Source organism: Streptomyces canarius (genome assembly GCF_014650735.1).
Taxonomy (GTDB): Bacteria; Actinomycetota; Actinomycetes; order Streptomycetales; family Streptomycetaceae; genus Streptomyces; species Streptomyces olivaceoviridis.
Genome location: NZ_BMVN01000053.1, coordinates 18,533 through 36,768, shown reverse-complemented (window position 1 = coordinate 36,768; position 18,236 = coordinate 18,533). Strand labels below are relative to the sequence as shown.

Annotated in this window: 12 protein-coding genes and 1 pseudogene; 4 read left to right on the top strand and 9 right to left on the bottom strand. The window is 70.7% G+C overall.

What is annotated here, in order from left to right; translation table 11 throughout:
* Window positions 1-52 precede the first annotated feature (52 nt).
* From IE294_RS39885 to IE294_RS39870, 4 genes are all read right to left on the bottom strand, one after another.
* Window positions 53-3,883, bottom strand: coding sequence for a S8 family peptidase (locus IE294_RS39885; RefSeq protein ID WP_229917815.1), 3,831 nt, complete (start codon window positions 3,881-3,883; stop codon window positions 53-55).
* A gap of 163 nt (window positions 3,884-4,046) precedes the next feature.
* Window positions 4,047-4,319, bottom strand: coding sequence for a DUF6510 family protein (locus IE294_RS39880; protein WP_014670476.1), 273 nt, complete (start codon window positions 4,317-4,319; stop codon window positions 4,047-4,049).
* A gap of 29 nt (window positions 4,320-4,348) precedes the next feature.
* Entirely contained in the window at window positions 4,349-5,071 is a 723-nt protein-coding gene (locus IE294_RS39875; protein WP_189894285.1) for a ferredoxin reductase, read from the bottom strand.
* Window positions 5,072-5,073: 2 nt separating this feature from the next.
* Entirely contained in the window at window positions 5,074-5,679 is a 606-nt protein-coding gene (locus IE294_RS39870; protein WP_229917813.1) for a sulfite oxidase-like oxidoreductase, read from the bottom strand.
* 229 nt (window positions 5,680-5,908) lie between these two features.
* Between IE294_RS39870 and IE294_RS39865 the strand changes: the two genes are divergently transcribed.
* The 3 genes and pseudogenes from IE294_RS39865 (at window position 5,909) to IE294_RS39855 (ending at window position 9,566) form a co-directional block, all read left to right on the top strand.
* Window positions 5,909-6,895, top strand: a complete 987-nt coding sequence (locus IE294_RS39865; RefSeq protein ID WP_189894284.1) for an AraC-like ligand-binding domain-containing protein — start codon at window positions 5,909-5,911, stop codon at window positions 6,893-6,895.
* Window positions 6,896-6,948: 53 nt separating this feature from the next.
* Window positions 6,949-7,672, top strand: a pseudogene (locus IE294_RS39860) (ABC transporter substrate-binding protein); the annotation flags it as partial.
* A gap of 541 nt (window positions 7,673-8,213) precedes the next feature.
* Entirely contained in the window at window positions 8,214-9,566 is a 1,353-nt protein-coding gene (locus IE294_RS39855; protein WP_189894283.1) for a M28 family peptidase, read from the top strand.
* 141 nt (window positions 9,567-9,707) lie between these two features.
* Here IE294_RS39855 and IE294_RS39850 read toward each other — a convergent pair whose 3' ends face one another.
* The 5 genes from IE294_RS39850 to IE294_RS39830 all read right to left on the bottom strand — a co-directional run bounded on the left by IE294_RS39850 (window position 9,708) and on the right by IE294_RS39830 (window position 15,797).
* A complete protein-coding gene (locus IE294_RS39850) occupies window positions 9,708-10,976 on the bottom strand; it encodes an MFS transporter (RefSeq protein ID WP_229917811.1) in 1,269 nt (422 codons plus the stop codon).
* 57 nt (window positions 10,977-11,033) lie between these two features.
* Window positions 11,034-11,792 carry a thioesterase II family protein gene (locus tag IE294_RS39845; RefSeq protein ID WP_229917809.1) on the bottom strand — a complete coding sequence of 253 codons (759 nt, stop codon included), beginning with the start codon at window positions 11,790-11,792 and terminating at the stop codon, window positions 11,034-11,036.
* 47 nt (window positions 11,793-11,839) lie between these two features.
* Window positions 11,840-13,147, bottom strand: coding sequence for a cytochrome P450 (locus tag IE294_RS39840; RefSeq protein WP_189894281.1), 1,308 nt, complete (start codon window positions 13,145-13,147; stop codon window positions 11,840-11,842).
* Between the two features lie 28 nt (window positions 13,148-13,175).
* Window positions 13,176-15,005, bottom strand: coding sequence for a non-ribosomal peptide synthetase (locus IE294_RS39835; RefSeq protein WP_268252841.1), 1,830 nt, complete (start codon window positions 15,003-15,005; stop codon window positions 13,176-13,178).
* 135 nt (window positions 15,006-15,140) lie between these two features.
* Window positions 15,141-15,797, bottom strand: a complete 657-nt coding sequence (locus IE294_RS39830) for a hotdog fold domain-containing protein (protein WP_229917805.1) — start codon at window positions 15,795-15,797, stop codon at window positions 15,141-15,143.
* Between the two features lie 606 nt (window positions 15,798-16,403).
* On the opposite strand from IE294_RS39830, the gene IE294_RS39825 reads away from it, so the two are divergent.
* Window positions 16,404-18,233 carry a non-ribosomal peptide synthetase gene (locus IE294_RS39825; protein WP_189894279.1) on the top strand — a complete coding sequence of 610 codons (1,830 nt, stop codon included), beginning with the start codon at window positions 16,404-16,406 and terminating at the stop codon, window positions 18,231-18,233.
* The last annotated feature ends 3 nt before the right edge of the window (window positions 18,234-18,236 follow it).

The window sequence follows — 18,236 nt, the reverse complement described above, 5'->3', positions numbered from 1 at the left end:
TGGCACCCGCCGCACCGACTGACCGCACGAACCCGTCAGCGCCGTCCGCGCGTCACGCCGTACCGCGGTGCAGGTACGCCCGCTCCACGGTCTGGCGCACGCTGTCGCCCGCGGAGTCCGTCGCGGTCACGCGGAGTGTCACACAAGCGTCACCGCGTACCTTCGACGGCCGCTCCACGGTGGCCGTGAACTGCCGGCCGTCGCCGCGGCGTTCGGTGCGCGCCGTGGTCCAGGTCCTGCCGTCGTCGTACGACGCCTCGGCCTTCAGACGCACGCCGCGCGGGGCGGCCATGCCGTCCTGCATGCGGACGGTGAGGCCCAGCCGATGTGCGCGTGCCCGGCTCACGGCGCCCTGCGCGTCGACCGGTACGTCGTAGTCGAGTTGGAGCAGCGGCAGCAGGGCGGCATCGGCCGTGGTGTCCGAGCGGAACGTCCACGAGGTGCGCGTGCGCACGCCGAGGTGCCAGTCGTCCGAGACACGGGCGGTCGTCAGGTCCAGCCGGTATCGGGCATCACCCGGGGCCACTTCGAAACTGCCCCACGCTCCGTCGTCGGAGACCGCGGTCCGCTCGCCGTTCCGGTACAGCACCGCCGATGCGACGTCGTCGTCGGCGGTCGCCCGGCCGACGCCGAAGCCACTCCTCTCCGCGAACGACCAGTGGCCGGCGTCGGAATCGGTGAACTCCGGGACGTACACGGTCAGGGTGTCGCCGTTGCGGACCGACGGCCGGGTCCAGCCCCGGGGGATGGAGGGGCGGACCGGCGCTGCGAACCACCGCTCCGTCGCGTGCCGGCCGGGACGGTAGGTACGCGGGGCGTTCCGCATGCCGACCGCCAGCGGCAGGTCGGGGACGTCGACGACGTCGTGGTGCACGACGTGGTTCCACAGCGTGTCCCCGCCGGTCACGTACTCGACGCGTTCCCGGCCCACCGGGACGTAGCGGCTGTACTGGTTCCACGCGGTCTCTTGGTACGGTCGCCACCCGAAACGCTGCTCGCTGGCCCACAGCGCGGCACCGGTGCGGGTGTACGTGCTGCGCACCACGGCGCTCTCCCGCTCCGAGACGGTGTGCACGACCTGCTTGGGGACGAAGTCCTTCGACACCTGCATCACGTCGTACAGGTACGGGCTGCGCACCGTGCCGGAGAACGCCACCGTCGTGGTGCCCTTCCCGACGCGCTCCAGCAGGGCGGTGCCGTCCTTCCAGGAGGCCCGCATGCTGGGCAGAGCCGTCCGGTCACCGGTCGGCTGCCACCGGGTCCAGGCACTGCCCTGCTCCTCGGGCCACACCATCAGCAGCGCCTTGGCCCCGGCCTTCGCGGCGGACCGGGCGAGTTCCGGCTCGGTGACGGAGAAGTCGTACCGCACGACGGCGAGTTTCCCGCGTGCGCGGCGGAAGTCGGGCGCCGACGACGTGCCCGCGTCCACGGCGGTCAGCCGTGCGCCGCGGTCCGGGAAGACGGAGGAGTCGGGCTCGTAGAACGGGATGAACTCCCGGGAGCCGCCGGAGACCTTCGCCCGCAGTTGCGGGGCCACCATCTGCCAGCGCGAGGAGAACTCGAAGGCGCCGTCGGTCACCCGGGAGGTCGGGCTGACGTAGAGGCGTGTGACGTCGTCGAAGTACATGACTCCCTGGACCAGTCCGTGACCGTCGATCCGGCGGTACACGGTGGTGCTGAGGATGCCGTGCTGCTCGGCCGGGCGTGGTGTGCGGATGTGCACCTGGGTGGCCTCGGCGGCGTTCAGCGTCACCGTCCGGTCCTTGGTGACCTTGACCTCGGGGGCGACGACGGTGCCCGCCTCGCCGCCGTGATCGGTCATGTCGTAGAAGGCCGAACTGACGTAGTACGTGCCCTCCTCCACGAGGGCGACGTGGGCCTGCCTGTCCGTGTAGTCCACGAATCCGTCAGGGCCCCATATCGTGGGCAGCCAGTCCGGCATCACCTTGCCGTCGCGGTCGCGGTACAACACGGTCAGCCGGTGCTGCGGGGCGTGGACCGCGAGGGAGACGGTGGTGTGGGTGAGTACGGCGCCGTCCGCCGACTTCGCGGTGAGGTACCCGTAGTAGTTGCCGCGGACCGCGTTCCGGGCGTCGGTGCTCAGCGGCACCTCGGCCGTGGCGCCGGGGCCGAGCCGCACCGTGTCGGAGCCGAGGCCGACCACCCCGTCCGGGAGCGCGCGCCCGGATTCGGTGGCCAGGCCGAGGGCCAGGGAGAGCGTGACCGGGCGGTCGCCGGAGTTGGTGTAGCGCACGGTGGCCGACTGCTGCCGCCCTCCCGGGCCGCCGGTGGTCAGCGGGGCGAGGGAGACGGAACCGCTGGCCCGGACCGGACCCATGGCCGTGGCCACGTCGATACGGCCGCCGCCCTGTTCGGTCACCTGGGTGTGGGGCACGGTGTGCGCGGTGCTGATCAGGGCGTCCTTGAGCTGCTGGGCGTCCCAGTCCGGGTGCCGCTGGGCCAGGAGCGCGGCGGCGCCGGCGACGTGCGGGGTGGCCATGGAGGTCCCCGACAGGGCGACGTAGTGGGCGTCGACCGGGTCGCCCAGCGTGGTGCCGGACGCGCGGGCGGCGATGATGCCGACTCCGGGGGCGGTCACGTCGGGCTTGACCGCGCCGTCGCCCAGGCGCGGGCCGCGGCTGGAGAACGGGGCGAGGGAGTCGTCACGGTCGACGGCCCCCACGGTCAGCGCCGCGTCGGCCGCGCCCGGCGAGCTGACGCTGGACGGACCTGTCTCCCCCTCGTTGCCCGCCGCGACGACGAAGAGCGCGCCGCTGGACGCGGTCAGGGAGTCGACAGCCTGGCTGAGCGGATCGGTGCCGTCGGTCGGAGACCCCGACCCCAGGCTCATGTTGACGACCTTGGCGTGTTCGCGCGTCGCCCACTGCATGCCGTCGATGACGGCCGACTCGGTGCCGTAGCCGTCGTCGCCCAGGACCTTGCCGATGAGGAGGTCGGCCCGGGGCGCCACGCCCCGACGGGTCCCGCCCGACGCGGCGCCGCTGCCGCCGACGATCGAGGCGACGTGCGTACCGTGCCCGAAGTGGTCGTCCGTGTTGGCACTGTCGGAGAAGTCCACGGCTTCCGTGATGCGGCCGGCGAGGTCGGGATGGCTCGCGTCGACACCCGTGTCGAGCACGGCCACCTTGACGCCCTGGCCCTCGTCACCCGCCTTCCAGGCGGTGGGGGCGTTGATCTGCGCGGTGCTGCGGTCCAGCACGGCCTTCACCCTGCCGTCCAGCGACACCCGGGGGGTCAGCGCGGCACGGGCGACACCGGCCTTGCCGTCGGGGTTCAACGTCTTCCAGAAGGTCCCCAGTCGGCGGTCGGTGACCCGGAGCGACCGTGCGTGGATGCTCGGCAGGTTCCGGGAGGGGGTCCCCGGGGTGTTGAGCGCCACGAGCCGGTCGGCGGTGGCCGCCGCGGCCCGTGCCGCCTCGGCGGTGACCCTGGCCCCCTCCCGGGACGGCTCGGAGGAGACGATCAACGGCAGCGCGGAGGTGTGTGCCTCGTCGTAGCCCTGGGAGATCAGCGCGGTCACGTCGAACAGCCGGCGGTCCAGTGTGCCCGCGGACACCAGGCCCTCGGCGTCCCACGGGAGCACGGTCAGCGACTTGTCGTCCTCTTCGAGCGTCTCGAAGGGGATGTGCTCGCGACCGGGGCCGGGCCGCACCGACGCGGTGCGCCGTCCGCCGGGCAACGATGTCACGGTCACCTGGTCCCCGGTGATCAGCCGTACGGTCCTGGAGCGAGCCCCCGCCTCGGACGCGGGACGAGCGACGCTACCGCTGGTCGCCGTCCGCGCCACGGCGGTGGTGGGTACGACTCCGGCGAGCAGTATCAACCCTGTTGATATCACCGCCATGGGGCGGAACTTTGCCATCGGGGAAACACCTTTCGAACAGCCGTAGATCACAACTGTCCGAAATCATTTGGTGAGAAGGCCGGACCTGTCACGGGCGTGAGCTGTCACAGCTGCGACATGTCCCAACGGCGACACGCAGGAGCTTCCTGGGTGCGCGCGGCTCGTGCCGCCGCGTCGCCCCTCAGGCGGTGCGGAACCGGAAGGCGCCGCTCCCGCTGCCCAGGGTCAGCCAGATGTGGTCCTCCTCCTTGACCAGGCGCAGCGCGACATAGGCGCACCCCGGGCAGCGAGCGGTCATCCCTGGTTCGGGGCCGTAGAGGTGCAGTTGCGCCAGAGTCCCGGACCGCCGGCAGTTCGGGCATCGCCACCAGGCCGTGGTGGGCTCCACGGAGAGGATCTCCGACAACGGACCGGCAAGACTGTTGCCGTCGAGGAAGGCGGCGGGGTCTGACATGAGGATCTCCCCTGTCCTGGGCAGAAGGGTCAGCCGAAGCGTTCGGTGCGGATGGTCGCGGGTTCCTTCCCCTGGCCGGCGAACAGTTCGACGAGCAGGTCGCCGACGGTCTCCACGAATCCGGTGGGACCGCAGACGTAGACGGGGCTCACCGGTTCCAGGCGGGCCGTCGGCTCCCGCAGGTCCGCCGCCGTGATGCGGCCGGCCGCGCGGGAGGTGCCGGGCGGGGTCCGACGGGTGTGGATGAACCGGATGTCGAGGGACGGGCCGCCGTCGGCGAGTTCTTCCCGGTACCAGACGTCCTCGGGATCGCGCACGGAGTACACCAGTTGGAAGAGGCTGCGCGAGCCGGCCGAGCGGTGGGCGCGGATCATGGACATGAGCGGTACGACACCGGAACCGCCCGCCACCGAGAGCACCGGTTCGGTCCGCTCCGGGTGCCACACGAACCAGTTGCCGAGCGGTCCGCGCACCTCGACCTCCTCGCCCGGCGGCAGGTGGTCGGCCAGGTAGGACGAGACCTCGCCGTCGGCCACGGCCTGCACGCCCAGTTCCAGCCGGTCGTCGTCGGCGGGCGCGGCCAGGGAGTAGCTGCGGACGGCCTGGTAGCCGTCGTCGGCGGTGAGACGCACGTCGACGTGCTGGCCGGGCAGGTGGCCGGGCCAGCCGGGCACGGTGAACACCAGGGTGCGGGCGGTCGCGCTCTGCGCGCGGCGCCCGACCAGCCGTGCCGGCAGCCAGGCGAGAGCCATGGTCAGTCGCCCCAGTGACGCTGCTCGCGCCAGGGATCGCCGTAGTTGTGGTAACCGGCGGACTCCCAGAAGCCCGGGTCGTCCTCGTGCGCGAGCCGCAGCCCGCGCACCCACTTCGCCGACTTCCAGAAGTACAGGTGCGGGACCAGCAGCCGCGCCGGCCCGCCGTGCTCGGGTGAGAGCGCGTAGCCGTCGTAGGTGTGGGCGATCCACGCCCTGCCGCCGAGGAGGTCCGCGAGCGGAAGGTTGGTGGTGTAGCCGCCGTAGCTGTCGGCCACCACGTGTGCGGCGGTCGTCTCCAGTCCTTCAAGGAAGGCGTCGAGCGACACCCCGCGCCAGCGCGTGTCGAACTTGGACCAGCGGGTGACGCAGTGGATGTCCGTCACCGTGTCCTGCTGGGGCAGGGCCATCATCTGGTCCCAGGTCCAGCTGCGCGTCTCGCCGAACTCCGTGGTGACGGTGAACGACCAGTTCTCGGTCGGCACCCGCGGAGTGGGACCGGCCGACAGGACGGGGAACGACTCGGTCGGATACTGGCCGGGCGGCAGCCGCTCCGTCAACGCGCGCGGTCGCCCTCGGAAGCCGGGTGAGAAGGAAGTCAACGTCATCTCCTGCGCGATACGACCCGCCGCCGGAGGAGCAAGGGGGCTCTTCCTCCAGTCTCGGACCACGGAGGGGGTTTGACCACTCGGGCCGGGGCCGGGCGGAACCGCTGGAAAAGCGGGGGCAGGGACATGACCCGCTCTTCGGGGTGGACATTCCAGCCACCAGGGGTCAGGGTGGGCCCAATGCCGGCCGCAGCCTCCTGTTCACCGCACGACCTGTGGAGGAAGATCGATGCCCGTCATTGTGTCCACCGCGGAGCTGTCCGCCGCCGACCGGGTGGAGCGCTGGCACGAAGCGGTGACGAACACCTTCGTGCCGCTCGGTGTCGATCTCCTTGAGGAGGAGCCGTCACCCGGCGACATCGTCAGCGACCGGCTCGGTGTCCTGCGGATCTCCCGTGTCCGGGCGGGGCCGCAAACGGTGACGCGGAGCAGCCGCCTGATAACCGGCGACGATCAGGAATTCATCATCCTCACGCTCCAGGAGCGCGGTACCGCGATGAAAGAACAGGACGGGCGGCAATGCGTGGTCCGGCCCGGCCAGTTCTCCCTCTCGGATTCCTCCCGCGCATTCAGGAAAACGCTCCACGAACCATTTGCTTTCACATCCTTCCATTTTCCTCGCGAAGTGCTTTCCGTGCGGCACGAGGACCTGCGGTTGCTGACCGCGACCACCTTCACCGGCAGTGAGGGGAGTGCGGCCGTCCTGGCCCAGTACGTCGCGGGCCTGGCGCGCGTGGCGGCCGACGTCGACGACGCCGTCGGCCGCCGGCTCGCCGTGACCGCGCTGGATCTGCTGGCCCTGCTCATCGACGAGCGCCGCGGCGGTCTGTCCCGGCCGCACTCGGCGACGGCCGCGGCCACGCTGGTGCGCGTCAAGGACCACATCATGAGGAACCTCGCCGACCCCGACCTCTCCCCACGCACCATCGCCGCCGTTCACTTCATGTCGGTGCGCTACCTGCACAAGATCTTCGAGCAGGAGGGAACCACGGTGGCCGGATGGATCCGGGCGCAGCGCCTGGAACGGTGCCGCCGTGACCTCCTCCGCCCCCGCGCACTGGAGACCGGAGTGGCGGTCATCGCGCGGCGGTGGGGCTTCGTGAGCGCCGCCCACTTCAGCCGTGCCTTCCGCGACGCTTACGGGATGACACCCCGCGAGTGGCTGGTGCACGGGCTGTCGGACGTACGGCGGCCAGGGGGAGACGTGGCCGCCTGAGGCCCCGCTTGTGGCCCGAGGCCGGTTCGTGCGGCCCGGCGAGGACATAGTGCGTGCGGCCCGGCGAACAAGCCCCCGGGGAACGGCAACCGGGCGGATCATCCGTCCGGATCGGCGTACTCGCCCCGCTGACCCGGCCTGGCCGGGCCGAGGCCGGCCGGCCCTTGCTCGCCGGACTGGAACTGGCCGTGCGCGATGTCAACGACGCCGGCGGGATCGTCGGAAGGCCACTGGAGCTGGTGGTCCGGGACACCGAGGCTGATCCCCGCGGGGCCGCTGCGGCCGTGGACGAACTGGCCGGCCTGGGCGTGGCCGTCGTGGCGGGGGAGTACCACGGCGTCGTCGCCCGCGCGGCTGCCGCCCGGGCCGACGCCCTCGGCGTGTCCTGCTCGTCAGCGGTTCTCGACGCGCTCACCGAACAGCCGACGCCATGGGTCGCGCGCCTGGCCCCGCCGCAGTCCCGCGGGTGGCGGCCGCGGACTTCCTCCTCGGCGAGGGGCACAGCCGCATCGCCGTGCCAACCGAGCCGGTGTGTACTGCGCATCCGGGGCGCGCGTGCTGCGGGACCACCTCGCTCCGTACGGCGGCACCGTCATCGAACTCGACATGCGCGCGCTGGCCGACAACCGCGCGACAGCCCTGCTCCTCCTGGTCGGCCACCCGGAGCCGACGGTGCCGATCGGCGAGTCCGTCCGCCGCGACCGGCGCCTCGCCGGGATGATGATCGGCGCTCCGGCCGGGGAGCCGGAGTTCGCCGGATGGGCGATGTCGCCGGGGCTACGACACGGTCGTCGTCCTCGCCGAAGTACTGCGCTCTCCCGGCGCACCCCGATCGCTTCCGCGTCCTCCGCACTGGTTGAAAAACAGACAGCACCGAAGGGATCGAGCCAACCCCTTCTTCCTCAGGCGTTACTCAAGTACCACAGGGTATGGTCCTAGCGCCCGATCTCGAACAACCGTACGGATGAACGTCGCACTCGCGGCGAACGTGCATATGTCTCGGGAAATCGGGCGGACAGTACGGGGGCGCAGGTACGGGGGTACAGCACGGGGGTCCAGGCACGGGCGTGCACGGGGGAAACGTCCCCGTGCGGCTTCTCCGCGCCCCGAATCCCGCCGAACTCTCCTCCAGCCGCCTCTGCCGGGCCTCGGCCCCATTCCGCGGGCGGGGCATGCGACACGAAAAGGAGCCGACGGTTTCATGACGAGTTTTCCGCGACGGAATCGTTTACACATCCGGGCCCGGGCCTTTCTGGCCGCAGGGGCCGTTCTGCTTCTGGCCGGGTGGTCCCTCCCCGACCGGAGCGAGGTCTCGGACATGCCCGCGGACATCCTGGCCAAGAAGATGTCGCAGGCCGTGACCGGTGAGAAGGCCTGGCGTCACCTGGAGGCCATATCCGAGGCCACAGCGGCGAACGGCGGGCACCGGGCCGACGGCTCACCCGGGTACGAGGCGTCGACGGAGTACCTGACCCGCACGCTGACCGCCGCCGGCTACAAGGTCAAGCGGCAGGAGTTCTCCTTCCTGGACTACGAGATCTTCTCGGAGAAGGCGTCGGTCACGGCGCCGAATCCCCGGACGCTGACGCCGATCATCGCGCGCTTCTCGATCTCCACGCCCGAAGGCGGACTGACGGCCCCCGTCGTGGTCCCGTCGGGCAAGTCCACCGGCTGTACGGCGAGCGACTACGCCGGCCAGGACGTCAAGGGCAAGATCGTCCTGGTCGACGTCAACGACTGCTTCATCACCCAGAAGCAGATCACGGCGTCGGAGATGGGCGCGGCGGCCGTGCTCATGAACGTCAACGCCCCGAACCCCCAGCTGAACCTGCGCTACCGCATGGTGCCGCCGGAGGACGCCCGTATCCCGATCGCGACGCTGAACCGGGGTGAGGCCGAGCAGCTGAAGGCCGACATCGCGGCGGGGCCCGTCACCGTGAACGTCGATCTGCGGGGCCGGAACAAGATGACCAAGACCTACAACCTGCTGGCCGACACCCCGACGGGCCGTGCGGACAACACCGTGGTGATGGGCGCGCACATCGACAGCGTGGACACCACCCCGGGCATGAACGACAACGCGGCCGCCTCCGCGGTGCTGCTGGAGACGGCGGTGGATATGGCGCCGTACTGGAAGCACGTCAAGAACCGGGTCCGGTTCGCGTGGTGGGCCGCCGAGGAGAAGGGGATCTCCGGCTCCCAGTACTACGTCGACCAGTTGAACGACGCGGACAGGAGCGGGACCGCCCTCTACCTCAACCTGGAGATGATCGGCTCCCCGAACTTCCTGCGACAGGTCTACAACGGCCGGACCGCGGACGGTCCGGGCCCGGCGGGGTCGGACCGGATCTCCGGGCTCATCGGCGGATACTTCGCCGACCGGGGACTGCCGACCGCGGGACTGGTACTGGACGGCCGGTCCGACCACTCGCCCTTCATCGCCGCCGGCATCCCGGCGGGCGGGGTCAACGCCGGCTCCGACGCGGTGAAGACTCCCGAGCAGGCCAAGGTGTTCGGCGGCACGGTGGGCGAGATGCTCGACCCCTGTTACCACCAGGCGTGCGACACGCTGGCCAACGTCAACAGGACCATCTTCGAGCAGAACGGCCGGGCCATGGCCTGGGCGGTCGGCCGCTTCGCCGTCGACACCTCGGACGTCAACGGCAAGTGAGGACGGGCGCGGCCCGGGGACGGCCACGGCCGACCCGGCACGCCCCCAGGTGAATGACCGGACGGTCCGCCCGCGGCAGTACGCGGGCGGACCGTCAGGGTGCGACCACCGGTGTCGTGCCGGGACCCCCGTCGGGGGTGGTCAGTGGTCGTCCGCCGTCTCCGCGGCGGTCACCGTCTCGGGCACGGTCTCCTCATGGGTGACGAACCCCATCGTGCGCACCTCGCGCAGCGCCAGCAGGCCGAGGCTGCCGGCGCCGACCAGGACGGCCGCCACCACCAGAACGGCGGCGTTGCCGGTCGTGGCCGCGACCGGGGCGGCCAGGGCCAGGCCGAGCGGGCGTGCGGCGAAGGAGAGCAGCGCGTCGTAGGAGTCCGCACGGGCCAGGGTGTGCGGCTCGAACTGCTGCTGCATCACGGTCTGCCACACGGTGTTCAGGATGCCGAGACCCAGCATCGCCACGAAGTACGCCGCCGCGTTCACCGCGGTCGGAGCGGGCACCGCGAACGTGAGCAGCGGCAGGGCGAAGACGGCGCCGCCGAGCGAGGTCGCGACCAGCGGCCGTGGGATGGACAGCCTGGGCGCCAGATAGGCGCCGAGCAGCATGCCGACCATGCCGCACTGATAGGTGATGACCCAGGAGGTGTCACCCCCCAGTTCACGGACCGCGATGAGCGGACCGAGCGTCATCAGCACACCCGCGGTCAGGTTGGAGATGCCGTGGCCGACGAGGTTGGTCCAGAACCAGCGGTGCGAACGGACCACCTGCCAGCCCTCGGCCAGGTCCTTGAGGAAGGTGCTGTGGCCGGCCGGGCGCTCGTGCCGGGTCACCTTCAGGCCGCCCAGGGTGGTGGCGGCGACGAGGAACAGCACCGCGGTCAGCACGAACGACCAGCCCACCCCGATGGTGACGACCATGACACCGACGATGCCGGGGCCGGCGACCAGCGCGATGCCCCGTGCGGTGCCGAGGTGGCTGTTGGCGCGGAGCCGGGCCTCCGGCGGAACCACGGCGGTCACCAGCGGCGACACCGTGGGAGTGCCGATGGCGACGGCGGCGCCGGTGATGACGGAGAGGACCGAGAGGTGGAGGATGTTCACGGTCCCGGCCAGCAGCTCGATACCGATGGCCAGTTGGACCAGGCCACGCACCAGGTCGGCGGCGAACGCCACCCGCTGGGGCGGCTGCCGGTCGGCCAGGACTCCGCCGATCGGCAGCAGCACGAGCTGCGGGATCAGTTCGCAGGCCAGCACCAGCCCGAGGTCGCCCGCCGAACCGGTCGAGTGGATGACCGCCAGGGTCAAGGCGGTGGGAATGAGACAGGTGGCCAGCACGGACAGCGTCCGTCCGGTCAACAGGCGCCGGAATCCCGGGACACGGGTCAACGCGGTCGTAGGGGGAAGGGGCATGTGGTCAGAGTCCGCCGTTCACAGGGTGAGTTGAAGCCGTTGGGAGAGGTGACGTGCTCACCCGAACGGCTCTGCGGAGCACAGGCGCTCCGTCAGTGTGGTGAGGAGTTCGGAGGGAGCGTCGAGGAACGCGTGGTGGCCGCCCTCCAGGGTCGTCTCGGCGTACCGCCCGTCGTCCGCGTACGCGTGCCAGCCGCCCATCTGCTCCGGGCGGATCTCCTTGTCCTCGCTCCATCCGATCACGTGGACGGCGCAGGGCAGAAGTACCGGTTCGGTCAGGTGGTACCGCTGATTGGCGGTGATGTCGGCCCGCAGGACGCGCAGGCTCATCTGGATCATGTCCGGGCTGGGAGTACCTCCCATGGCCCTCGTCAACTCGGCCAGTTCGACGGCGAGTTCCGAGTTGGTGAGCTGGAGGAACCGCCCGAAGGGGCCGTCGTGCGGAGCGACCTGGGAGGAGATGAACAGCGTGTGCGGGGTGGGCAGCCCGGCCCGCGCCAGGTGCAGTGCGGTGGCGAACCCGGGCAAGGCGCCGCCGCAGTGGCCGAAGAAGGCGAAGGGCCGGTCGAGGTGCGGCAGCAGCGCCTCGGTGACCTGCTCGGCCAGTTCCTCGTAGGTGCCGTAGTGGGGCTCGCGGTAGCGGTTCTCGCGGCCCGGGGGCTGCACGCGGCAGATCTCCACCCCGTCCACCTGGTCGGGCCACTTGTTGTACATCGACGCGCCCAGGCCGGAGTACGGGAAGCAGAAGAGCCTCGCTCTGCTGTCCTGCTTCGGCGGACGCAGGAGCATCTTGTTCGGGCGGCTGCCGGGAGGCATGGACCACATCGCTTTCTCGGAGGGGGGAGGAAGGGCCCGCGCGGGCGTCAGGCCGGCACCGGGCCGTCCGCCGCGACGGCTTCGGCCAGCGTCCGCGCGGCGCCCTCGCGCAGGGTCGCGGTGAGGGGCATCCGCTTGATCCCCGCCACGAAGTTGGAGGTGAGGTGTTCGACGGGGCCGGCGGGAGCGAACGCCTCGACGAGGGCGACGATCTCCTCGAACAGCAGCCGCAGCGCGATGCGCGCCAGGGGCGCCCCGATGCAGTAGTGGGGCCCGAACCCGAAGGCCACGTGGCGGTTCGGGGAGCGGGTCACATCGAAGCGGAACGGGTCGGGGAAGACCTCCTCGTCGCGGTTGGCCGAACCCAGCCAGGCCACCACCGCGTCCCCGGCCCTCAGTTCCTGGCCGCGCAGGGTGATGTCCTGGGTGACGTAGCGCATGAAGTGGTTCGCCGGCGAGGCCCAGCGCAGCCCTTCCTCGACCGCGCTGGTCGTCAGCGACGGATCGGCCAGCAGCCGCCGGTACTCCTGGGGATGCTCCATCAGCGCGAGGACGGTGGCGGCGATCGCGTGCGGCGTCGTGACGTTGGCGCCCAGGAGCAGGCTGTAGCAGTTGTAGACGATCTCGTCGTGGCGCAGCCTTCTGCCGTCGGCCTCCAGTTCCGTCAGGAAGCCGATCAGGTCGTCCTCGGCGAAACCGTGCCGGACGCGTCGCTTGACCTGGCCGGAGAAGTACGCGAACAGCTCGTGGTGAGCGGCGGTCAGCGTGCTGTCTCCGGCGGTCTCCCGGAAATCGTGGTCCTCCGGGGCGACAGCCATCGTGGTCAGCCGGGTGAGCCGTGGCCAGTCCGCCTCGGGCAGCCCCATCAGCGTGCCGGTGAACGCCATCGGGAAGCCGGCGGAGGCCGCGGCCACGTCCCAGGTGCCCCCGTCCAGCAGCGGGGCGAGCAGCCGGTGCACCACCCGGCGGATCTGCGGCTGGCGGGACTTCAGGGCCCGGTGCGAGAGCACCTTGTTCAGCGGTTCACGCATCGCGGTGTGCACGGGCGGGTCGCTCGCCGCCATCATCTTGCCGCCCGCCGGGTCGGTACCGCCCAGGATGGACAGCAGTGTGCCGCGGTTGGACGTGAACCGGGTGTGGTCGCGCAGGACGTCGTTGACGTCGTGGTACTTCGTCACCGACCAGAACGACCGGCCGTCGGGGAGGGTCTGGCGGTGCACCGGGGCACGTTCCCGCATGACCGTCCAGATCGCGTGCGGGTCGCCGACGGCGTACAGCTCGGGGTCGAACAGGTCCACCGCGTCCAGATCGATGCCGGTGCCGGGGCCGCCCGGGTGGGGGGTGCTGATTCTCATCGGTCTCGCTCTCTCCAGGGGGAAGAGGTCACCCGGCCTGCGTGCCGTCGCTGTCGGGATCGGTCGTCAACGTGGTGAGGTAGGCCGCCAGTTCGTCGATCGTCGGGTGCTCGTAGAAGGCCACCGGGGGCACGTTCACGTCGTACTCGGCGCTGATCTCGCCGGTGATGCGCGCCGCCATCAGGGAGTGGCCGCCGAGTTCGAAGAAGTCGTCGTCGACTCCCACCGGGGAGAACCCCATGAAGTCGGCCCAGAGTTCGGTGAGCCAGGTCTCCATCTCGGTGGCGGGGGCGCGGTACTCGCTGATCATCTCGGGGCGTTCGGGCCGTGGCATCGCGGCGAGCCGCGCCCGGTCCACCTTGCCGTTGGAGTTCAGCGGGAGCGCGTCGAGCCGGACGAAGAGGGCCGGGATCATGTAGGCGGGCAGGCCGCGCCCGAGGTCACGGCGCAACTCGGCCGTGGTGACGACCTCTTCGCTGACGTAGTACGCCGTCAGCCGGCGTTCCGTGTCCGACGCCGGCTGTGCGACGACCGCGGCGTCGGTGATCTCGGGGTGTGCGCGCAGCGCGGCCTCGATCTCGCCGGGTTCGATACGGAAGCCCCGGATCTTCACCTGCTGGTCGGCCCGGCCGTGGAATTCGAGCGTGCCGTCGGGCCGGCGGCGGGCCAGGTCGCCCGTGTCGTACATGCGCGCGCCCGGCACGTCGGAGAAGGGGTCCGGCACGAACCGTTCGGCGGTGAGCGCGGGGGCGTTCAGATAGCCGTGGGCCAGGCCGAGTCCGGCCGCGTAGAGCCGGCCGACCTCTCCGTCCGGGACGGGCTCGTAGGCGTCGTCGAGCAGGTGCACGGTGGTGCCGCGGATGGGCCGCCCGATCGGCACGGGGCCGTCCGCCACGGGACCGGTGAAGGTGTGGCAGGCGGTGAAGGTGGTGTTCTCGGTCGGCCCGTAGCCGTTGGTCAGGGCGGTCTGGGGCAGTTCGCCCAAGGCGCGGTCGACATGCGCGGCGGAGAGCACGTCCCCGCCGGCCACCAGGTGACGCAGCCCGCGCAGGTTCTGGGTGCCGGACTCGACCATGGCGTGGAACAGACCCGCGGTCAGCCAGGCCACGGTGACCTGGTTCTTCTGGATGAACGCGGAGAGGTCCGCCGGCGTGATGTCGCCCGGGGGTGCCACCACGAGACGGCAGCCGTTGAGCAACGCGCTCCAGATCTCGAAGGTGGACGCGTCGAAGGCGACGGGCGCGAAGTGGAGGAAGACGTCGTCGGGCCGGACCGCCAGGAATCCGGGATCCGTCACCAGGCGGAGGATGCCCTGGTGGGGCACACAAACACCCTTGGGTTTTCCGGATGATCCCGAGGTGTACGCGATATAAGCGGTGTTCTGCGCGGATGTCGCGGGATGCGGTGATGTCGCGGGCGGCGTGGGAGTGGGCGCGGAGGCGGCATCGAGGAGGAGCGTGGTGGCCGAGTGGCCGAGCCGTTCGACGAAGTCGGATGTCGTGATGACGACCTTCGCTCCCGAATCCTCCAGGAGAGCGATGTGGCGTTCCCGGGGCTGTTTGGTGTCCAGCCCGAGATAGTTCCCGCCGGATTTGAGAACGGCGAGCAGGGCCACTATCAACCCCGCTGAGCGTTCCAGACAGATTCCCACGGTGTCTTCCGTGCCGACCCCCGCGGCACGGAGCCGGTCGGCCAGGATGCCGGATCGGGAATCCAGCTCGGCAAACGTGAGTTCCTCGTCGTGCGCACTGATCGCCACCGCGTCCGGATCCGCAGCAGCTCGCTGCGCGAATAAGCCGTGAACGGATTCCGTGGCCACAGTACCGGATGATCCTTTGGTTAGGGTTTCCGTCGACATTCTCCGTCCGTTCTGTGAGTTCTTGCGCACCACCGAGTTCTTGCGCACCACCGCGGAAAAGGAGGGCAGCACAGCGGGACCGGTGCGAGGGCGGGCTGCTGGATTGTCGGGGCGGGGCAGGGCCCGGAGCGCCTGTCAGGCGGAGGCGGGCAGCCCTTCGGGCACTGTCACCCAGACCGCCGACGCCCGGCCGGCCTCCCGGCCGGACGCGTCGAAGAGGGCCGTGTCCACGACGGCTGTCCTGCCCTGTCTGCGCCGCAGGACGCCCACCACGACGCAAGGGTCCCCCGGGACCGGCCGACGGCTGATCACCGCGGTCATCCGGTTGAGCACCATGGGCTCGGTCCGCGGGTCGCAGGTCCACCCGCCGGGGCAGTCCAGCACGCTCCAGACCAGCTCGTCGGGTATGCCGCCGTCGGCGGAAGCCTGCTCGTCCGTGGGTGTCCACAGACAGGCGACGGTGCCCGGACGTCCTTCCACGGGCCCCGGGGTGAGGGCGAGTCCGTCGCCGGCGGGACGTTCGTGGCCGCAGACGAAGCAGGTGGGGAAGGGGTGCCCGGTGAAGCCCTGGAAGGCGTGGGAGGCATGCTCGGCCTCGGCCGGGGAGAGCGGGTCGATCACGGCCGGTTCACCGGCGGCCTCGGCGACGGTGGCGATGAGTTGTCCGTCCCGTCTGACCTGCGATCTGCGGGAGCCCCGGTGGAATTCGAGGGGTACGCCGAGAGGTGGGGGAGACAACAGTGTCACGGCCGCCGCGGAGCCCTGGGACGGCGTGACGAGACCGGCGAACAAGCCGCAGGCATAACCGCCCTGAGCTGAATTGGGTGGTCCGTTGTGACGGTAATCGATGACCGGGCTGATGTGATCCGACACGTTGAACAGGATCCCCCTCCGTGCATACCGCGACAAGGGCGGAAGGGTCTCTTCCGGCCTTCGTACCGCCGACTCCCTCGACCCGGCCTTACCGGGGAGGAAGAGTTCGGGTCTGCGCAGGCTCACGCTGTCCGATTCCTTGATCAAACGAGCAGAGCCTAACTCAAGTCCGTACGGCGGGCAACTTTTTCAAAGCGTTTCACGTTCCGGGTAAAGTGGGCAAGCAGGGCATTTCCTCTTTTATAGATTGGATGATTGAAAGCAGTTTCATCGGGGAAAGCGAACACCCACAAGATGATCAGTGCTGGCGCGATTCGGATGGTCGTGCTTTACTGCCCGATGCGGCGGCATTGGAAGCTGCTGGTCCCGGCTGCGCACGTCCGGGACATCGATGGCTGAAAGTTTTCCATCGAGCTCGCACGCCGTCCTGCGAATTCGGCCGAAGATCTTCTCTCCCCCCGGAGGGACCCCGGCTGTCGTCCTCACACCTCCCACCCGGCCACCACGGCCAGCTAAGGAGCGCTCGTGTACGCCGCACCACTGACGCCTCCGTCCGAGTTCTCGTCCGACCACCGATCGGTCGCCGCCCTCTTCCACGAGGTGGCCGAGCGGTACGGGGTGCGCCCAGCCGTACGGCACGGCGACACCGAACTGAGCTACCGGCAACTGGCGTCGGCCGCCGGAGGACTGGCGTCGTGGCTGCGGGAGCAGGGCATCGGACGCGGAGACGTAGTGGCCACCCTGGTGGACCGCTCGGTGTGGTCCGTGGTGTCCATCCTCGGCGCGTGGTCGGCCGGCGCGGTGCACGTGCACCTGGAGCCCACGGACCCCGACACCCGGATCGCTGCACTCCTGACCGCGACCGGCGCACGGGCCGTACTCGTGGACGAGCGCAACCGGTCGCGTCTACCCCGACGGACCCCCGTGCTGCGTGTGCTGGACGGCTCGCTGCCCACCGCTCCGTACGAGCCGGCCCCCGAGACCCAGCCGCAGGACTCGGCGTATCTCGTGTTCACCTCCGGATCGACGGGCGTCCCCAAGGCGGTCGAGGTTCCGCACGGGCCCGTGCTCAACCACCACGCGGGCTTCTGGCGCTACCTCGCGCCGATCACGACCCCGCGGAGCTTCGCCATCGCCACGACCTTCGCCGCCGACCTGGGGCTCATCTCCGCCTTCGGCGCCATTCTCAGCGGTGCCCGTCTGGACATCTACGACCGCCACACCACGCTCGACGCCGACGCCCTCGCCGCCGAACTCGACAAGTACCCGGTGGACGCCGTCACCTACACCCCCTCCCTGCTGGAGGCGCTGGCCGCGGAGCGGGACATCGCGTCGCTGCTGCCCCGCCGCATGGCCATCGTCGCGGGCGAGGCGTTCCCGCCGCGGCTGGCCGCCGCGATGCTCAAGGCCCGGCCGGACCTGCACGTCTTCAACGCCTACGGTCCTTCCGAGGCGACCATCGAGATGATGCTGCACCATGTGCGGGAGGCGGACACCCGGCGAGCCCGCATCCCCGTGGGCAAGGCCATCGACGGTGTCTCGCTGCGCCTGCTCGGTGAGGACGGCGAGCCCGTGCCCGACGGCACCCCGGGCGTTCTCTACGTCGGGGGCCGCTGCCTCGCCCACGGCTACCGCGGCGATGCGGAGCTGACCGCGCGGAAGTTCGTCCGTGACGCCGAGGGCGAACGCTTCTACCGCACCGACGACCTGATGGTCCGCGACAGCGAGGGTGTCTACGAGTACCTGGGGCGGGCCGACCGCCAGTTGAAGGTCCGCGGCAACCGCGTCGAGCCCGGCGAGATCGAATCGGCGCTGCTCGCCGTGACCGGCGTCCAGCAGGCCCTGGTCGTCGGTGAGGAACCCGCCCCCGACGCACCCACCGAACTCGTCGCCTACGTCGTGACAGCCTCCGCGATCACACCGGAGGAGATATCCCGCCACCTGCGCGAGCGCCTGACGCAAGCGCTCGTCCCGAGCCGCATCAGCATCGTCCCCGCCATCCCCGTCACCGTGAACGGCAAGGCCGACCTCGCCGCCCTGCGCGCCACGGCCGCGCCCTCCGCCGCCCCGGACCGGCCCGCCGGCGACCTCCCGCGCACCGACACCGAGCGATTCGTGGCCGCGCTGTGGAGTTCCGTGCTGGGACGGCCCGAAGTCGGCCGGGACGAGCGGTTCATGGAGATCGGCGGAGACTCCTTCAAGGCGCTGCGGGTCTTCGCGGGCCTGCGCCGCACCTACCCCGCCATGACCATCGACCAGCTCTTCCAGCATCCGACCGTCGCCGCGCTGGCCGCCGCCCTGGACGGCGGGAACGCCCGGGGAACCGAGCCGTCCGCCACGACCGTCGAACTGTGAAGG

Excerpts from the sequence above, each read along its gene's own strand:
- IE294_RS39885 (WP_229917815.1), bottom strand. The coding sequence starts at position 3,883 with ATGGCAAAGTTCCGCCCCATGGCGGTGATATCAACAGGGTTGATACTG.
- IE294_RS39880 (WP_014670476.1), bottom strand. The coding sequence starts at position 4,319 with ATGTCAGACCCCGCCGCCTTCCTCGACGGCAACAGTCTTGCCGGTCCG.
- IE294_RS39875 (WP_189894285.1), bottom strand. The coding sequence starts at position 5,071 with ATGGCTCTCGCCTGGCTGCCGGCACGGCTGGTCGGGCGCCGCGCGCAG.
- IE294_RS39870 (WP_229917813.1), bottom strand. The coding sequence starts at position 5,679 with ATGACGTTGACTTCCTTCTCACCCGGCTTCCGAGGGCGACCGCGCGCG.
- IE294_RS39865 (WP_189894284.1), top strand. The coding sequence starts at position 5,909 with ATGCCCGTCATTGTGTCCACCGCGGAGCTGTCCGCCGCCGACCGGGTG.
- IE294_RS39855 (WP_189894283.1), top strand. The coding sequence starts at position 8,214 with ATGCCCGCGGACATCCTGGCCAAGAAGATGTCGCAGGCCGTGACCGGT.
- IE294_RS39850 (WP_229917811.1), bottom strand. The coding sequence starts at position 10,976 with ATGCCCCTTCCCCCTACGACCGCGTTGACCCGTGTCCCGGGATTCCGG.
- IE294_RS39845 (WP_229917809.1), bottom strand. The coding sequence starts at position 11,792 with ATGCCTCCCGGCAGCCGCCCGAACAAGATGCTCCTGCGTCCGCCGAAG.
- IE294_RS39840 (WP_189894281.1), bottom strand. The coding sequence starts at position 13,147 with ATGAGAATCAGCACCCCCCACCCGGGCGGCCCCGGCACCGGCATCGAT.
- IE294_RS39835 (WP_268252841.1), bottom strand. The coding sequence starts at position 15,005 with ATGTCGACGGAAACCCTAACCAAAGGATCATCCGGTACTGTGGCCACG.